We start from the raw sequence: 18,249 nt of genomic DNA on the forward strand, positions 1-18,249 counted from the left end.
TTTGTCTTATAAACCGTAATTATAGTCGTCATCCTGCATGGCTTCAACTTCGCCCAGCAGGTAGCCGTTACCTACTTGGGAGAAGAAGTCATGGTTGGAAGTACCAGTTGAGATACCGTTCATGACGATAGGATTGACATCGTCCGCTGAGTCTGGGAAGAGGGGATCCTGCCCCAGATTCATCAGAGCCTTGTTGGCATTGTAGCGCAGGAAAGTCTTGACTTCTTCGGTCCAGCCGACTGTGTCATACAGGCTTTCAGTGTATCCTTCTTCATTTTCATAGAGGGTGTAGAGCAGGTCGTACATCCATTCTTTGAGTTTTTCTTGCTCGTCTTCTGGCAATTCGTTAAAGGCTAGCTGGAACTTATAGCCGATATAGGTTCCATGGACAGACTCATCACGGATAATCAGCTTGATAATCTCAGCGACGTTAGCCAGTTTGTTATTACCAAGATAGTAGAGCGGAGTAAAGAAACCAGAATAGAAGAGGAAGGTTTCCAAGAAAACGCTGGCTATTTTCTTTTCCAGAGCTGTACCATTCAGGTAAATTTCGTTGATAATCTCAGCTTTCTTTTGCAAGTATGGATTGGTGTTGGTCCAGGCAAAGATTTCATCGATTTCTGACTTGGTATTGAGCGTAGAAAAGATAGAAGAGTAAGACTTGGCGTGAACGGACTCCATAAATTGAATGTTGTTGAAGACAGCTTCTTCATGGGCTGTGCGGACATCCTTGCGCAGGGCATCCACACCAGACTCAGACTGGAGGGTATCCAGCAGGGTCAGGCCACCGAAGACCTTACCAACTAAATCCTTTTCCTTGTGGGACAGCTTTCTCCAGTCATCCAGATCATTGGATAGGGGAATCCGCGTATCCAGCCAGAATTGCTCAGTCAGTTTTTCCCAGGTGGACTTATCGATGACATCTTCGATAGCGTTCCAGTTAATGGCTTTGTAGTAAGTTTGCATTCTTTCTCCTTTAGTAGATGGTACGACCTAATGGGGTATCAGCTATCCCTTCTTGGATACTGTCCCAATGCTTCACGATTTTACCTTCCTGACAATGATGAGGAAGGTAAAATTGTAACATGGTCGAATTTCCTTTTCTTTTTCTAAAATCTCTTGTTAGATGACACAGCTTTCACATTGGTTGGCACCTACTTCGCCGCCATCATCAGTAAAGGTGCGGACGTAGTAGATGGACTTGATTCCCTTGTTGAAGGCATAGTTACGCAGGATAGAAAGATCGCGGGTTGTCTGCTTGCTTTCTTTTTTCCATTCGTAGAGGCCTTTAGGGATATCGCTGCGCATAAAGAGAGTCAGGGAAAGTCCTTGATCCACGTGCTCAGTTGCGGCTGCATAAACATCGATAACCTTGCGCATGTCCATGTCATAAGCACTGGTGTAGTAAGGAATAGTCTCCGTTGATAGACCAGCAGCAGGATAATAGATTTTACCGATTTTCTTTTCTTGACGTTCTTCGATCCGTTGAGTAATTGGATGAATTGAAGCAGAAACGTCATTGATGTAGCTGATAGAGCCATTTGGTGCAACGGCCAAGCGGTTTTGGTGGTAGAGACCATCAGCCTTGATCTTGTCGCGCAACTCTGCCCAATCCTCTGCAGACGGGATAAAGATGCCTGCGAAGAGTTCTTTGACACGGTCAGACTTAGGTACAAATTCACCCGTCAGGTACTTGTCAAAGTAAGTGCCGTTGGCATAGTCAGATTTTTCAAAGTTGTGGAAGGTCACGCCACGTTCGCGAGCGATATTGTTAGACTCAACTAAAGTCCAGTAGTTCATGAGCATGAAGTAGATGCTAGTGAACTCTACAGCTTCCGCAGATCCATAATCGATCAACTGCTGAGCTAAGTAGCTGTGCAGTCCCATAGCTCCCAGACCAAAGGTGTGCGCCAGACTATTACCATTGTCGATAGAAGGTACAGCTGTGATGTGCGAGCTGTCTGTGACAAAGGTCAAAGCGCGTGTCATAGTTCGGATGGATTTTCCGAAGTCAGGCGAAGTCATCATGTTGACAACGTTCGTAGAGCCTAAGTTACATGATACGTCTGTTCCTAGGTGAAGATACTCTTGCGCATCATTCAAAAGGCTAGGCTCTTGCACCTGCAGGATTTCAGAGCAAAGGTTACTCATGACGATTTTACCGTCAATTGGATTTGAACGGTTGGCCGTATCAATGTTTACGACATAAGGATAGCCAGATTCTTGTTGGAGTTTGGAAATTTCTGTTTCCAAATCACGGGCCTTGATCTTGGTCTTAGTGATATTTGGATTAGCGACCAATTCATCGTATTTTTCAGTGATGTCAAGGTAGGCAAATGGCACTCCATACTCGCGTTCAACAGAATATGGGCTGAAGAGATACATTTCTTCATTTTTACGCGCTAATTCGTAGAACTTATCCGGAATGACAACGCCGAGTGAGAGGGTTTTAACCCGAACTTTTTCGTCAGCATTTTCTTTCTTGGTAGAAAGGAAGGCGATGATATCTGGGTGGAAGACATTGAGGTAAACAACCCCAGCTCCCTGACGTTGGCCCAGCTGGTTAGAGTAGGAGAAGCTGTCCTCAAAGAGTTTCATAACAGGCACAACCCCAGATGCAGCACCTTCATAGCCCTTGATAGGAGCTCCAGCTTCCCGCAGATTGCTGAGGGAAATACCGACCCCGCCTCCGATACGAGACAATTGCAGGGCAGAGTTGATGGAGCGGCCGATAGAGTTCATGTCATCTGTTACTTGGATGAGGAAGCAGGAAACCAGTTCACCGCGACGAGCCCGACCAGCGTTGAGGAAGCTTGGTGTCGCCGGTTGGTAGCGTTGGTGGATGATTTCATTAGCAATCTCCTTGGCAATGGCTTCATCTCCGTTGGCAAAGTAGAGGGCGTTGAAGAGTACCCGATCTTCCATGCTTTCCAGATAGTATTCACCATCATTGGTCTTCAGTGCATACTGGTTGTAGAACTTATAAGCAGCCATGAAAGATTTAAACTTGAAATCTTGAGCATGGATAAAAGCAGTCAACTCCTCGATGTATTCAGGAGAATAAAGTTCAATAAATTCCTTTTCCAAATAGTTTTCTTCTATTAAATATTTAATTTTTTCTGTGATAGAAGAAAATTGCTTGGTGTTTGGCTCAACGTTTTCTTTAAAAAAAGCTTTTAAGGCTTCTTGATCTTTATGAAGCATAATCTGACCATTAACTGGACGGTTGATTTCGTTGTTGAGTCGGAAGTATGTCACATCCTCTAAATGTTTGAGTCCCATGTTTTTCCTTTTCTATATAAATAAGATAATTAGCTAGCGGAAAAATATCCGCCTTACAAAAGAAACGGCCCCTATGAGCATAGGAGCTGCAGTTTGCCCTGATAATCTGTCTTTTAGTTTATCTCCCAATCAAGGCGCGCCGCCCTCAAAATAAACTACATTAAGACAATTTTTTCAATTTACCAGGTTGGAAACCAGAAAATGCCTCAGTTGCTGTCTGAATCACAGGAGCAGCATTGAAACCAAGATCTTTGACATGGTCAATAAATTCTGGCTGTTCGTCCAAATTGATTTCGCGGTATTCTACATGATTAGTATCTAAGAAGCGCTTGGTCATTTTGCACTGAACGCAGTTGTTTTTTGAGTAAATAGTTACCATTAAAAATTCCTCTAAACTTTCGTTTTTTCTTTTAAATAATACGAAACTAGTATATCTAAAAGAAAATAGAATGTCAATAGTTTTGAACTAAATATTGTGTGATATTTTGTTATAGGATAGATTACAATACAATATATAGTGTTTATATAAACGATGAAAAGAAGTGAAAAATTGCAGAAAGGGAGCAAAATGCTGTTGCAGCAATGCTTAAACAAGTCTTAAAATGTTAGATAAATGACTGGAAGATTTTCCTCCCAAAAACCAAAATCCAATATCTTGTGTTACAGAATTTAGGGAATCACTAGTAGGAGTGGAGGGGGAGTTTATATTCTTATTTTTATAACAATTAGTTTCTATAAAATAAGAAATTTATGATTAAAAACTTAGTGGAAGCAATTTTTGAATAAAGCTTGAGGAATGTGGGATTTAGCTCGAAAATTCTCTCTTCAATATAATAAGAAGAGTTTTCATTTCCTAAGAAATATTTTGTAAGCGGGCTATAAAATTCTTGAAAAAGATTTCAAAAGGTGATATAATATCAACTTGTAAGGGTTATCACAATAACTCAAAAAGAATTATTTAAAAGGAGAGTCTAACTATGGCTTCTAAAGATTTCCACATTGTAGCAGAAACAGGTATTCACGCACGTCCAGCAACTTTGTTGGTTCAAACTGCTAGCAAATTCGCTTCAGACATCACGCTTGAATACAAAGGTAAATCAGTAAACTTGAAATCTATCATGGGTGTTATGAGTCTCGGTGTTGGCCAAGGAGCTGATGTTAAGATCTCAGCTGAAGGTGCAGATGCAGACGATGCTATCGCTGCAATCTCTGAAACAATGGAAAAAGAAGGATTGGCTTAATATGACAGAAATGCTTAAAGGAATTGCAGCATCTGACGGTGTTGCCGTTGCTAAGGCATATCTATTAGTTCAACCGGATTTATCATTTGAGACTGTTTCAGTCGAAGATACGAATGCAGAAGAGGCTCGTTTGGATGCAGCTCTTGAAGCTTCACAGAACGAGCTTTCTGTTATCCGTGAGAAAGCAGTAGATAGCCTTGGTGAGGAAGCCGCTCAGGTATTTGACGCTCACTTAATGGTACTTGCTGACCCTGAAATGGTTGGGCAAATCAAAGAAACAATCCGTGCGAAAAAGACCAATGCAGAAGCTGGTCTGAAAGAAGTAACGGACATGTTTATCACTCTCTTTGAAAACATGGACGACAATCCATATATGCAGGAACGTGCGGCAGATATCCGCGACGTGACAAAGCGTGTTCTTGCTAACCTTCTGGGCAAGAAATTGCCAAATCCAGCGTCTATCAATGAAGAATCAGTTGTGATTGCTCATGACTTGACTCCTTCTGATACAGCACAGCTGGATAAGAAATTTGTTAAAGCTTTTGTAACCAATATCGGCGGCCGTACAAGCCACTCTGCTATCATGGCTCGTACGCTTGAAATCGCAGCAGTATTGGGAACTAATAATATTACTGAGCTTGTAAAAGATGGCGATGTGATTGCGGCTAACGGTATCACTGGTGAAGTGATTATCAACCCAACTGAAGAGCAAATCGCAGCATTTAAAGCTGCTGGTGAGGCTTATGCTAAGCAAAAAGCTGAATGGGAATTGCTTAAGGATGCTCAGACTGTGACTGCAGACGGCAAGCACTTCGAATTGGCAGCCAATATCGGTACGCCAAAAGATGTTGAAGGTGTCAATGCTAACGGTGCAGAAGCAGTTGGTCTTTACCGGACTGAGTTCCTTTACATGGATTCTCAAGACTTCCCGACAGAAGATGAGCAGTATGAAGCATACAAGGCTGTACTTGAAGGCATGAATGGAAAACCAGTTGTTGTTCGTACTATGGACATCGGTGGAGATAAGGAACTTCCTTACTTCGATATGCCGCATGAAATGAACCCATTCCTTGGTTTCCGTGCTTTGCGTATCTCTATCTCTGAAACTGGCGATGCTATGTTCCGTACACAAATCCGCGCTCTCTTGCGTGCTTCTGTACATGGACAATTGCGTATCATGTTCCCAATGGTAGCCCTTCTGACAGAATTCCGCAAAGCTAAAGCGGTTTATGATGAAGAAAAAGCTAAGCTGCAGGCTGAAGGAGTTGCAGTAGCAGATAATATCCAAGTGGGTATCATGATTGAAATCCCAGCAGCAGCTATGTTGGCGGATCAATTTGCCAAGGAAGTAGACTTCTTCTCTATCGGTACCAACGACTTGATCCAGTATACTATGGCAGCTGACCGGATGAATGAGCAAGTCTCTTACCTCTATCAACCTTACAACCCTTCTATCCTTCGCTTGATCAACAATGTTATCAAGGCAGCTCATGCTGAAGGCAAGTGGGCAGGTATGTGTGGAGAAATGGCCGGTGACCAAACAGCGGTGCCATTGCTCGTAGGTATGGGCTTGGATGAATTCTCTATGAGTGCGACTTCAGTTCTTCGGACTCGTAGCCTCATGAAGAAGCTGGATACGAAGAAGATGGAAGAACTGGCTCAGCGTGCACTGACTGAATGTGCAACGATGGAAGAAGTTCTTGAACTTGAAAAAGAATATCTGGACTTCGATTAATCTGAAAAATTAAGATCAGGAAAAATTTCCTGGTCTTTTTTAGTTTTCTTCAAAGGCATAGTGAAGTTTGTGCAGAAAGTTGAAATCAAAGAAAGCAGAAAATAAGCAGATCTAATATGAACAAATTTAGATAATCTATCTTAATTGTGAAAAAATTCTTTAAATTTATAACTTTTGGTTGAAATTTTCAGAAAATTTGGTAAAATAATATTTAATAACATTTTGGAGGGGACAAGTGACACAATATAAAAACTATATAAATGGAGAGTGGAAAGTTTCTGAAAATGAAATTACCATCTCATCTCCTATCAACAATGAGATTTTAGGAACTGTGCCTGCCATGACTCAGGCAGAGGTCGACTATGCGATGGCGAGCGCTCGTGCGGCTTTGCCAGCTTGGCGAGCTCTTTCAGCAGTTGAACGTGCAGCTTATTTGCATAAGGTTGCAGATATTTTGGAGCGCGATCAGGAGAAGATCGGTGAAATCCTTGCAAAAGAAGTTGCCAAGGGTATCAAAGCGGCAGTCGGAGAGGTAGTCCGGACAGCAGACTTGATTCGCTATGCGGCTGAAGAAGGCATTCGTATTCACGGACAGGTTATGGAAGGTGGCGGCTTTGAAGCTGCCAGCAAGAAGAAATTGGCTGTGGTTCGTCGTGAGCCTGTAGGAGTTGTACTGGCCATTGCGCCATTTAACTACCCAGTCAATCTGTCTGGTTCTAAGATTGCTCCTGCCCTTATCGGCGGAAACGTCGTGATGTTTAAGCCACCTACTCAAGGTTCAATCTCTGGTCTGCTCTTGGCTCAGGCTTTTGCTGAGGCTGGTCTGCCTGCTGGTGTTTTCAATACCATCACAGGACGTGGTTCAGAAATCGGGGACTACATCATTGAGCATAAGGAAGTAAACTACATTAACTTTACTGGCTCCACTCCAATCGGTGAGCGCATCGGTAAGTTGGCTGGTATGCGTCCAATTATGTTAGAATTGGGTGGTAAGGATGCTGCAGTTGTGCTGGAAGATGCTGACTTGGAGCATGCAGCTAAGCAGATTGTTGGCGGGGCATACAGTTATTCCGGTCAGCGCTGTACGGCTATTAAACGTGTCATTGTCATGGAGAGCGTAGCAGATAAATTAGCGGCGCTGATTAAGGCAGAGGTAGAGAAACTGACGGTTGGTGATCCCTTTGATAATGCGGATATCACACCAGTCATTGATCATGCATCAGCAGATTTCATCTGGGGCTTGATTGAAGATGCTCAAGAAAAGGGAGCGTCAGCCTTGACAGAAATCAAACGTGAAGCAAATCTCATCTGGCCTGCCTTGTTTGACCATGTGACACTGGATATGAAATTAGCTTGGGAAGAGCCATTTGGTCCTGTTCTTCCGATTATTCGTGTGACTTCCGTTGAAGAGGCTATTCAGATCTGTAACCAGTCAGAGTTTGGTCTTCAATCTTCAGTCTTTACAAATGATTTCCCTAAAGCATTTGAAATTGCTGAGAAACTGGAAGTGGGTACTGTACACATCAATAATAAGACCCAACGTGGTCCAGATAACTTCCCATTCCTTGGAGTTAAGGGATCTGGAGCCGGAGTGCAAGGGATTCGTTACAGTATCGAAGCGATGACACAAGTGAAATCCATCGTGTTTGATGTGAAATAATGAGAAAGGCGGCTTTGTGCGGTCTTTTTTCTTACCTTGATGAACTTGTAAATTTAACAAGATTATCGAACCATTTGAAAAGAATCAAGCATTTATATGTTTAATTGCTTATTATTTTAAAATGTAAATTTACATATTGGTCTATATCTTTATGAAAATTTTCATATTTTTCTTGTTTTGGATAGCTCCTATATTTAGCGAAAAAGGAATTAAAATATACTGAGAGACACAAAATGCAGTGTTTTCTCTCTCATTTATTACTAATTTCAGCTAATGTTCGGTTTTAGTAATTTTCCGTAAGGATATTTGAAATTTACTTGAAAAAGAGATAAAAATAATGTAGAATAGTATTATAGAAAACGCTTACAAATAGAAAGGTGATTGCATGGATAAGAACGAAGCATTAAGAACCTTTACAACAGGTGAAAACTTTCATTTACAGCATTATCTAGGGGCGCATCAGGATGAAGTGGACGGCAAGTCTGGCTACTCTTTCCGCGTTTGGGCACCTAATGCTCAGAGTGTCCATTTGATTGGAGATTTCACCAATTGGTATGAAGAGCAGATTCCTATGATCCGAAATGAAGCGGGCGTTTGGGAAGTCTTCACAGAGCTGCCTAAGGAAGGAGATATTTACAAGTACAATATCAAGCGCAGCAGTGGTCAGGAAATTTTGAAAATTGATCCGCTGGCTATCTATCTGGAAGAGCGTCCGGGCACGGGAGCAGTTATTCGCACTATTCCTGAGAAGAAGTGGAAAGACGGTCTTTGGCTGGCACGCCGGAAGCGTTGGGGCTTCTTCTCTCGGCCGGTCAATATCTATGAAGTGCATGCTGGCTCTTGGAAACGCAATGAAGACGGCAGTCCTTATAGCTTTGCCCAGTTAAAAGAAGACTTGATTCCGTATCTGGTGGAGATGAACTACACACATGTGGAATTCATGCCGCTTATGGCTCACCCGCTGGGACTTAGCTGGGGCTATCAGCTTATGGGCTACTTCGCCTTTGAGCATACCTATGGTACGCCAGAGGAGTTTCAGGATTTTGTCGAAGAATGTCACTTGAACAATATCGGGGTCATTGTGGACTGGGTACCAGGTCACTTCACTATTAATGATGATGCTTTGGCTTACTATGATGGGACACCAACTTTCGAGTATCAGGACCACGATCGGGCTCATAACTATGGCTGGGGTGCTCTCAACTTTGATTTGGGTAAAAATCAGGTTCAGTCTTTCTTGATTTCCAGCATTAAATTTTGGATTGATTTTTATCATCTGGACGGAATTCGGGTTGATGCTGTCAGCAATATGCTCTATCTGGACTATGACAGCGGTCCTTGGCAGCCAAATAAAGATGGAGGCAATCGCAATTATGAAGGCTATTACTTCCTGCAGCGTCTCAATACGGTTATCAAATTAGCTCATCCTGATGTCATGATGATTGCAGAGGAAAGCTCCTCAGAGACCAAGATTACTGGCATGAGAGAGCTGGGTGGTCTAGGTTTTGACTACAAGTGGAATATGGGCTGGATGAATGATATCCTTCGTTTCTACGAGGAAGATCCGATTTATCGTAAGTACGATTTTAATCTGGTAACCTTTAGCTTTATGTACGTATTCTCTGAAAACTTCCTACTGCCATTCTCGCATGATGAAGTGGTTCACGGCAAGAAGAGTCTTATGCACAAGATGTGGGGCGACCGTTACAATCAATTCGCAGGGCTCCGCAACTTGCTGACCTACCAAATCTGCCATCCGGGAAAGAAATTGCTCTTTATGGGATCAGAATTTGGTCAGTTCCTAGAATGGAAGTCAGAAGAGCAACTAGAATGGTCGAATCTGGACGATCAGATGAACAAGAAGATGCAGGGCTTTACTGCTGCACTCAATGCCTTCTATAAAGACAATCGTCCGCTTTGGGAGATTGACCTGAGCTACGATGGCATCGAAATTATTGATGCGGATAATACTGATCAAAGTGTCCTCTCCTTTATCCGTAAGACAGAAAAAGGAGATATGTTAGTTTGTGTATTCAATATGGCGCCTGTAGAGCGGAAGAACTTTACCATTGGTGTTCCAGTGGAAGCCACTTATGAAGAAGTATGGAACACTGAATTAGAAGAATGGGGAGGTGTTTGGAAGGAACATAATGAAACAGTTCAGTCTCAAGAAGGACTTTGGAAAGATTATCCACAGACCTTGACCTTTACACTGCCAGCTCTTGGAGCCAGCATCTGGAAGATCAAGCGTCGGATTGCTCGAAAAAATGTTAAAAAAGATTCCACAAAGGAGTAATAGTCTATGAAGAATGAAATGCTAGCTTTGATTCTTGCCGGCGGGCAAGGAACTCGTCTTGGAAAGCTCACACAGAGTATCGCAAAACCTGCGGTACAGTTTGGCGGTCGCTATCGTATTATTGACTTCGCCTTGTCTAATTGTGCCAACTCCGGTATTCACAATGTCGGTGTCATTACTCAATACCAACCACTAGCTCTGAACAGTCATATCGGAAATGGTTCTAGCTGGGGTCTCGATGGTATTAACTCAGGCGTGTCCATTCTTCAGCCTTATTCTGCGAGCGAAGGAAATCGTTGGTTTGAAGGTACCAGCCATGCGATTTATCAAAATATCGACTATATCGACAGCATCAATCCTGAGTATGTCCTGATTTTGTCTGGGGACCATATCTACAAGATGGACTATGATGATATGCTTCAGTCTCACAAGGACAACAATGCCAGCTTGACAGTTGCCGTTCTGGATGTGCCTCTCAAAGAAGCCAGCCGTTTTGGTATCATGAATACAGATGCTAATAATCGGATTGTTGAATTTGAGGAAAAACCAGAAAATCCTAAGTCAACCAAGGCTTCGATGGGGATTTATATCTTTGACTGGCAGCGTCTGCGCAATATGCTGGTAGCTGCTGAAAAGAGTAATGTGGATATGTCTGACTTTGGTAAGAATGTTATCCCTAACTACCTTGAATCTGGCGAAAGCGTTTATGCTTATGACTTTGCAGGCTATTGGAAAGACGTTGGTACAGTAGAGTCTCTCTGGGAAGCCAATATGGAATACATCAGCCCAGAAAATGCTCTGGATAGCCGCAATCGTCGCTGGAAAATTTATTCTCGCAACTTGATTTCTCCGCCAAACTTCATCAGTGAAAATTCCCATGTAGAAGATTCGCTGGTCGTTGATGGCTGTTTCGTTGACGGTACAGTAAAACACTCTATTCTTTCTACTGGTGCTCAAGTTAAAAAGGGCGCAGTCATTGAAGACTCTGTCATCATGAGTGGAGCTGTTATTGGCAAAGACGCTAAGATTAAGCGGGCCATTATCGGTGAAGGTGCGATCATCTCTGATGGTGTAGAGATTGATGGTACAGAGGAAGTATATGTTGTCGGATACAACGAGAAAGTGGGGGTACCAAAAGATGAAGATTGATAAATACTCAGCAATTTTAGGAAACACAGTCGGCTTCCATGATATGTCAACTCTGACAAATCATCGTCCAGTAGCAAGTTTGCCATTCGGTGGGAAATACCGCTTGATTGACTTCCCGCTTTCAAGTCTTGCCAATGCTGGTATCCGCAGTGTCTTTGGTATCTTCCAGCAGGACAATATTAGCTCTGTCTTTGACCATATTCGTTCAGGTCGTGAGTGGGGTCTGTCTACCTTGCTCAGCCACTATTACTTGGGAATTTACAATACCCGTGTAGAAAGCTCTACAGTCGGTGAGGAATACTATGATCAGCTTTTGACCTACCTTAAACGTTCTGGTTCCAACCAAACTGTCGCACTTAACTGCGATATCTTGGTCAATATTGACCTCAATCAAGTTTTCCACTTGCACAATACAACAGAGCAGCCGATTACAGTTGTCTATAAGAAATTGCACAAGGAAAATATCTCAGATGTAAATGCTGTCCTAGATATTGATGAGACAGACCATGTCAGAGGGCATAAACTCTTTGATGGCCGAGAAGATGCTGAGCTCTTCAATATGTCTACAGACATCTTTGTGGTAGATACTCCATGGCTGATTGAAAAGCTGGAAGAAGAAGCTAAGAAAGAGCATCCGCAAAAACTTCGCTATGTCCTGCGTGATTTAGCGACTCAGGAAGGGGCATTTGCCTACGAATATACAGGCTATCTGGCTAATATCTATTCTGTAGAGACCTACTACAGATCTAATATCGATATGCTGGAAAGTAAGAAATTTTACTCTCTCTTCAGTCCGAACCAAAAGATTTACACCAAGGTTAAGAATGAAGAGCCGACTTACTATGCTGAGTCTTCAAAAGTATCTCGCTCCCAGTTTGCGTCAGGAAGCATTGTGGAAGGTGAAGTCATCAATTCTGTGATTTCACGGAATACCAAGATTAAGACTGGAAGCAGTGTCAAACACAGTGTTCTCTTCCCTCGAGTGAAAGTTGGAGAAAATGCAACTGTCGAGTATGCGATTGTGGACAAGGGTGTTGAAATTGGCGAAGGAGTGGTGATTCGCGGAACAGCAGAAGACCCAATCGTAGTCAAGAAGGGCCAAAAAGTTACAGAGGACATAATTCGATGAAGATTTTATTTGCAGCAGCAGAAGGAGCCCCATTTTCTAAGACAGGTGGTTTGGGAGACGTTATCGGCGCTCTCCCCAAATCACTGGTCAAGGCTGGCCATGAAGTTGGTGTCATTCTGCCATACTATGACATGACCCATGCCAAATTTGGCGACCAAGTGGAAGACCTTTTCTATTTTGAAGTCAGCGTTGGCTGGCGTCGCCAATACGTTGGGGTCAAGCGACTGGTCTTGAATGGTGTGTCCTTCTATTTTATTGACAATCAGCATTATTTCTTCCGCGGTCATGTTTACGGGGATTTTGATGATGGTGAGCGCTTTGCTTACTTCCAGTTAGCAGCCGTAGAGCTGATGGAGCGGATTGATTTTATTCCAGATGTTCTGCATGTTCACGATTATCATACAGCTATGATTCCTTTCTTGGTTAAGGAAAAATACCATTGGATTCAAGCATATCAGAATATCAAGACTATCTTGACCATCCATAATCTGGAGTTCCAAGGTCAATTCCCTGACAGCATGCTTTGGGAACTATTTGGAGTAGGCTATGAGCGCTATGCAGACGGAACCCTGCGTTGGAATGACTGTCTCAACTGGATGAAGGCTGGCATTCTCTATGCGGACCGAGTGACAACTGTATCACCAAGCTATGCAGGTGAAATCCGTACACCAGAATTTGGCTGCCATTTGGATCAAATCCTGCGGATGGAGTCCGGTAAGTTGGTCGGAATTGTCAATGGTATAGATACAGATATCTATAATCCAGAAACGGATCCGCTATTAGCCCATCACTTTGACAAATCTGACTTATCTGGTAAACTAGAAAACAAGCGAGCTTTGCAAGAACGGGTTGGTCTGCCTGTGCGTGACGATGTGCCGGTAGTTGGGATTGTTTCCCGTCTGACCCGTCAGAAAGGCTTTGACTTGGTAGTGGAAGAGTTGCACAATCTCCTGCAGGAAGATGTGCAGATTATCCTCTTGGGAACAGGGGATCCAGCTTTTGAGCAGGCTTTCGCTTGGTTTGGTCATGCCTATCCTGATAAGCTTTCAGCCAACATCCTCTTTGATGTGACCTTGGCTCAGGAGATCTATGCTGCCAGCGATATTTTCCTTATGCCAAGCCGCTTCGAGCCTTGTGGCCTGTCACAAATGATGGCTATGCGCTATGGAACCTTGCCTTTGGTGCATGAAGTGGGCGGTCTGCGTGATACCGTCGAACCTTACAATGTCTATACAGGACAGGGAACGGGCTTTAGCTTCAATAACTTTTCTGGATACTGGCTGACCTGGACCTTCAAGGAGGCCCTTAAGCTCTATGCCAATGACAAGGAAGCTTGGAAATCTCTGCAAGAGCAGGCGATGGAGAGAGACTTCTCTTGGGATACAGCCAGCCAGGCTTACAGTGATTTATATCAATCACTCCTATAACATTTACTTTGGAATCAGTATAAACAAATCCTCTCTTGCCCATAGGACAAGGGAGGATTTCCGTGAGAATTACATTTTTATATATTATCATACTGTTTTGGAGCCCTGTTTGCAGCTTGTGGCTGAAGCGAGTGCTTCTCATCTTGATTGAAAAAAAGTATTTCTACGTTTAAATCTGCTTCCCGCTATTAAGAAAGGGAGATAACCATCCACTATGGAACTAACAAAAGAACGTTTTATTCGAGATTTTAAGGATATTCTACATGAAAGACAGCTGATTAAGGTTGCTGATGCGACTTCAGTGGAGCTTTTTCAGGCTTTAGCCAGCACCATCCGCAAGTATATCACGCCCCTGTGGCTGGAGCGTCGCAATCAGTTGATTGAGCAGCAGCAAAAGACAGCTTATTACTTTTCTATCGAGTTTCTTCCAGGTCGTATGCTGGAAACCAATTTGCTCAACTTAGGAATCCTCGATACGGTCAAGGAAGGCTTTGCCGATTTGGGCGTTGACTTTGAGGATGTTAAGAATGCTGAGTACGATATGGCCTTGGGGAATGGTGGTCTGGGCCGCTTAGCGGCTGCCTTCATGGACTCGCTGGCAACCACTGGCTATCCAGGATTTGGAAATGGGATTCGCTATCGCTATGGCCTCTTTAAGCAACGCATCGTAGATGGCTATCAGGTAGAAATTCCTGATGCTTGGTTTGGCAGTCTAGGCAATGTCTGGGAGACCCGTAAGGACCATGATATTGTTGATGTTAAAATCTTCGGAAATGTTTCCCTCCATGCCAATGAAAAGGGCCGGATCGTGCCACTTTATGAGAATTCCAAAACCTTGCGTGCTGTTCCTTACGATGTGCCGCAGATTGGCTTTGGCAATGATAATGTCAACAATCTCCGGCTTTGGGATGTTGAAATTCCAGAGGAGCATGAACTGGACTATCCGACCATTGAGGCTCGTCGCCGGGTGCAAGATATCACTGCCATTCTCTATCCAGACGATTCTAGCTACGAAGGAAAAGAGCTGCGCTTGATTCAGGAATACTTTATGACCAGTGCAGGTCTGCAGACCATTATCAAATCCTACCTTAAGCAAGGTCGCCCGCTCAAGGATATTCATGAGAAGGTCTCTGTCCATATCAACGATACCCACCCAGCTGTCGCACCGGCTGAATTTATGCGTCTCTTGATGGATGAGTACGATTTGGAATGGGCAGATGCTTGGAATGCTACAGTTAAAACCATGAGCTACACTAACCATACCATTCTGTCTGAAGCCTTGGAAAAATGGGATGCAGAGCTCTTTAAGAATGTCCTGCCGCGGGTTTATCAGATTATCCTAGAAATTGACAACCGCTATGTGGCTGAAATGGCTGGACTCAGCCTTGATCCGCAAGTCATCGAAAACACTCGGATCGTCAAGGACAATCAAATCCACATGGCTCACTTGGCTATCATCGGTGGTCATTCAATCAATGGTGTTGCCAAACTCCACACAGAATTGCTCAAAGAAGACACTTTGCGTGATTTCTACAGTATTTACCCAGAGAAGTTTAACAACAAGACCAATGGCATTATCCAGCGCCGCTGGCTGCAAATTGCGGACCAGCCTCTGTCGGCTGAGATTGATAAACTGATTGGTAAGGGCTGGAGAAGTGATATTCATGAGCTGCGCAAGCTTTTGGAATTCAAGGACAATCAGCAAGTGCTGGGCGATTTCTACCGAGTGAAGCAAGAAGCCAAGGCTCGTCTGGCTGACTTCATCAAGGAATCAACAGGAGTGGAAGTTTCTACAGAAGCCATCTTTGATGTGCAGGTGAAACGGCTCCATGCTTACAAGCGTCAGCTGCTCAACCTGCTTCATATCATCAAGCTTTACTGGGACCTCAAGGACAATCCTGACAAGGATATGGTACCGCGCGTCTTTATCTTCGGTGCCAAGGCTGCTCCAGGCTACCACTTTGCCAAGTCGGTCATTAAGCTGATCAATGAAGTGGCTAATCTGGTCAACAAGGATGAAAGTCTGCAAGGTAAACTCAAGGTTGTTTTCCTAGAAAACTACCGGGTCAGCCTGGCTGAGCTCATCATTCCTGCGGCAGATGTATCAGAGCAGATTTCTCTGGCTTCCAAGGAAGCTTCTGGTACTTCCAATATGAAGTTTATGATGACAGGTGCCATTACCCTGGCTACTCTGGATGGAGCCAATATCGAAATCAAGGACGAGGTGGGTGACGACAACATTGTCATCTTCGGGATGGACAAGGACCAAGTTTACGAGCATTATGCCCGCCACGATTACTACTCACGCGGTGTCTATGAAAGCAATCCAGACATTCGCCGAGTGGTCGATACCTTTGTCAATGGCACCATTCCAAACGTCCGTGAAGAAGGCTCTGAAATCTACGAAGCCCTCATCACCCACAATGATGAATATTTCCTCTTGGAAGATTTCCATGCCTATGTAGAAGCTCAAGAGAAGATTGATGCTCTCTATCGTGACAAAGAAAAATGGGCACGCATGAGTTTGATTAACATTGCTACTTCCGATAAGTTTACCTCAGATGATACCATTGAGCAATATGCCAAGGAAATCTGGAACTTGGAGAAATAATACTCCTGAGAAAACATGAACAATAAGAGATTGGGGCTTGGGTCTCAGTCTCTTTTGCTATCTATCTACCATCTTGTCTAAAAATATGCTATAGTAGAGAAAGTATGAGAGTCCAACTTTTAGAAAAGCAGGTAAGCAAGCATGAAAGACTACACGATTTTTTATCAACAATTAACGACTCCCTTTCGCAGTCGCCCTCAGTGGCTGAAAGGGTTGGTTTACTTCAATCGGGGAATGACCCTCTTCATACCTATCGTTTATGGTCTCGTTCTAATCAGTGCCTTTCTGACGGAAGGCTGGAAAGGGTTGCTTACTTTTTTCTTCTTACCAGCTATCGGATTTGGTCTGCTGTCGGCTATTCGTAAACGACTGAATCAAGCACGCCCTTACGAAAAATGGGCTATTCAACCCTTGCTGGCCAAGGATACATCAGGTAAGTCTATGCCCAGCCGCCATGTCTTTTCGGCGACAGTGATTTCCATGTGCCTGCTCTACTTTTTCTGGCTGCCGGGACTCCTCTGCCTCTTGCTTTCAGCAGGGCTGGCCGTAGTGCGCGTGATTGGCGGAGTGCACTATCCAAAGGATGTGCTGGTAGGCTATCTTTGCGGCATTTGCTGGGGAGCTATACTTTTTTTATTATAAAGGACCTGTTTTCGGAAGAGAGTAGACAAAGGACCTCCAGCTATATTATAATAGAAGCAGTAACAACCGTTTCGACACCAAGGGTTATTCCTTGCTGGATGTAAAAAATATTTAAGGAGTCTACTATGTCAGAACCATTATTTCTACAGTCTGTGATGCAGGAGAAGATTTGGGGCGGTACCAAGCTGCGCGATGTCTTTGGCTATGAGATTCCCAGCGACCATGTAGGAGAGTACTGGGCTATTTCGGCTCATCCTAATGGTGTGTCAACCGTTAAGAATGGACGCTTTGCAGGCCAGAAGTTAGATGTTCTCTATGCCGAGCACCGTGAGCTTTTTGGCAATCGTCTGGAGCCAGTCTTTCCACTTTTGACCAAGATTTTAGATGCTAATGACTGGCTTAGTGTTCAGGTCCATCCTGATGATGCCTATGGACTAGAGCACGAAGGGGAGCTTGGTAAGACTGAATGCTGGTATGTCATTGCTGCAGACGAAGGAGCAGAGATTATTTATGGTCACAATGCCAAGAGCAAGGAAGAGCTGCGCCAGCAGATTGAGAGCAAGGACTGGGACCATCTTCTGACCAAAATTCCAGTCAAGGCTGGTGACTTCTTCTATGTACCAAGTGGCACCATGCATGCCATTGGCTCAGGGATTTTGATTTTGGAGACTCAGCAGTCCAGTGACACGACCTACCGTGTCTATGACTTTGATCGCAAGGACGATGCTGGTAATCTTCGTGAGCTGCATTTGGAGCAGTCGATTGATGTTTTAACTATCGGTGAGCTAGCCAATAGCCGTCCTGTTACCATTCAGGCAGATAGTTTGACTTCTACTCTTTTGGTGGCCAATGACTTCTTTGCTGTTTACAAGTGGGATATCGTCGGTTCAGTCAATTTTAAAAAGACAGCAGACTATAGCTTGGTCAGTGTCTTGGAAGGTGTCGGTGAGCTAGAAGTTGGTGGGGCAGTTTATCCTCTTGAAAAAGGGGAGCATTTCATCCTGCCTAGCGATGTCACAGAATGGACCTTAGCTGGAGATTTGCAGCTGATTGTCAGCCATCCATAACTATAGGAAA

Annotated in this window: 13 protein-coding genes; 10 read left to right on the forward strand and 3 right to left on the reverse strand. The window is 43.8% G+C overall.

Annotated elements, in window-relative coordinates; all coding sequences use genetic code 11:
* Window positions 1-6 precede the first annotated feature (6 nt).
* From nrdF to nrdH, 3 genes are all read right to left on the reverse strand, one after another.
* The gene (gene nrdF / locus K4I03_RS08290; protein WP_002896021.1) at window positions 7-966 is read right to left on the reverse strand and encodes a class 1b ribonucleoside-diphosphate reductase subunit beta; all 960 of its coding nucleotides are present in this window, start codon (window positions 964-966) and stop codon (window positions 7-9) included.
* Between the two features lie 156 nt (window positions 967-1,122).
* Window positions 1,123-3,282, reverse strand: a complete 2,160-nt coding sequence (gene nrdE / locus K4I03_RS08295) for a class 1b ribonucleoside-diphosphate reductase subunit alpha (protein WP_227964625.1) — start codon at window positions 3,280-3,282, stop codon at window positions 1,123-1,125.
* Window positions 3,283-3,442: 160 nt separating this feature from the next.
* Entirely contained in the window at window positions 3,443-3,661 is a 219-nt protein-coding gene (nrdH, locus tag K4I03_RS08300; protein WP_002897920.1) for a glutaredoxin-like protein NrdH, read from the reverse strand.
* Between the two features lie 598 nt (window positions 3,662-4,259).
* On the opposite strand from nrdH, the gene K4I03_RS08305 reads away from it, so the two are divergent.
* The 10 genes from K4I03_RS08305 to manA all read left to right on the forward strand — a co-directional run bounded on the left by K4I03_RS08305 (window position 4,260) and on the right by manA (window position 18,239).
* A complete protein-coding gene (locus K4I03_RS08305; RefSeq protein WP_002896017.1) occupies window positions 4,260-4,523 on the forward strand; it encodes a phosphocarrier protein HPr in 264 nt (87 codons plus the stop codon).
* A gap of 1 nt (window position 4,524) precedes the next feature.
* Window positions 4,525-6,258, forward strand: a complete 1,734-nt coding sequence (ptsP, locus tag K4I03_RS08310) for a phosphoenolpyruvate--protein phosphotransferase (protein ID WP_002896016.1) — start codon at window positions 4,525-4,527, stop codon at window positions 6,256-6,258.
* Between the two features lie 235 nt (window positions 6,259-6,493).
* On the forward strand, window positions 6,494-7,918 hold the full coding sequence (locus tag K4I03_RS08315) for an NADP-dependent glyceraldehyde-3-phosphate dehydrogenase (protein WP_002912068.1): 1,425 nt from the start codon (window positions 6,494-6,496) through the stop codon (window positions 7,916-7,918).
* Window positions 7,919-8,303: 385 nt separating this feature from the next.
* Complete coding sequence (gene glgB, locus K4I03_RS08320; protein WP_227964628.1) at window positions 8,304-10,214, forward strand: 1,4-alpha-glucan branching protein GlgB; 1,911 nt, start codon at window positions 8,304-8,306, stop codon at window positions 10,212-10,214.
* A gap of 6 nt (window positions 10,215-10,220) precedes the next feature.
* The gene (locus tag K4I03_RS08325) at window positions 10,221-11,363 is read left to right on the forward strand and encodes a glucose-1-phosphate adenylyltransferase (RefSeq protein WP_002904142.1); all 1,143 of its coding nucleotides are present in this window, start codon (window positions 10,221-10,223) and stop codon (window positions 11,361-11,363) included.
* Window positions 11,353-12,492: a glucose-1-phosphate adenylyltransferase subunit GlgD gene (glgD, locus tag K4I03_RS08330; protein ID WP_002921778.1), complete on the forward strand. Its 1,140-nt coding sequence runs from the start codon at window positions 11,353-11,355 to the stop codon at window positions 12,490-12,492. Before K4I03_RS08325 ends, glgD begins: the two co-directional genes overlap by 11 nt.
* Window positions 12,489-13,919: a glycogen synthase GlgA gene (glgA, locus tag K4I03_RS08335; RefSeq protein ID WP_227964630.1), complete on the forward strand. Its 1,431-nt coding sequence runs from the start codon at window positions 12,489-12,491 to the stop codon at window positions 13,917-13,919. Before glgD ends, glgA begins: the two co-directional genes overlap by 4 nt.
* 214 nt (window positions 13,920-14,133) lie before the next feature.
* Window positions 14,134-16,530, forward strand: coding sequence for a glycogen/starch/alpha-glucan phosphorylase (locus K4I03_RS08340; RefSeq protein ID WP_227964632.1), 2,397 nt, complete (start codon window positions 14,134-14,136; stop codon window positions 16,528-16,530).
* A gap of 141 nt (window positions 16,531-16,671) precedes the next feature.
* Entirely contained in the window at window positions 16,672-17,172 is a 501-nt protein-coding gene (locus K4I03_RS08345) for a phosphatase PAP2 family protein (protein ID WP_227964635.1), read from the forward strand.
* Between the two features lie 125 nt (window positions 17,173-17,297).
* Window positions 17,298-18,239 carry a mannose-6-phosphate isomerase, class I gene (gene manA, locus K4I03_RS08350; RefSeq protein ID WP_227964637.1) on the forward strand — a complete coding sequence of 314 codons (942 nt, stop codon included), beginning with the start codon at window positions 17,298-17,300 and terminating at the stop codon, window positions 18,237-18,239.
* Window positions 18,240-18,249: the final 10 nt, after the last annotated feature.

It is taken from the genome of Streptococcus sanguinis (assembly GCF_020729725.1).
Lineage (GTDB): Bacteria > Bacillota > Bacilli > Lactobacillales > Streptococcaceae > Streptococcus > Streptococcus sanguinis_V.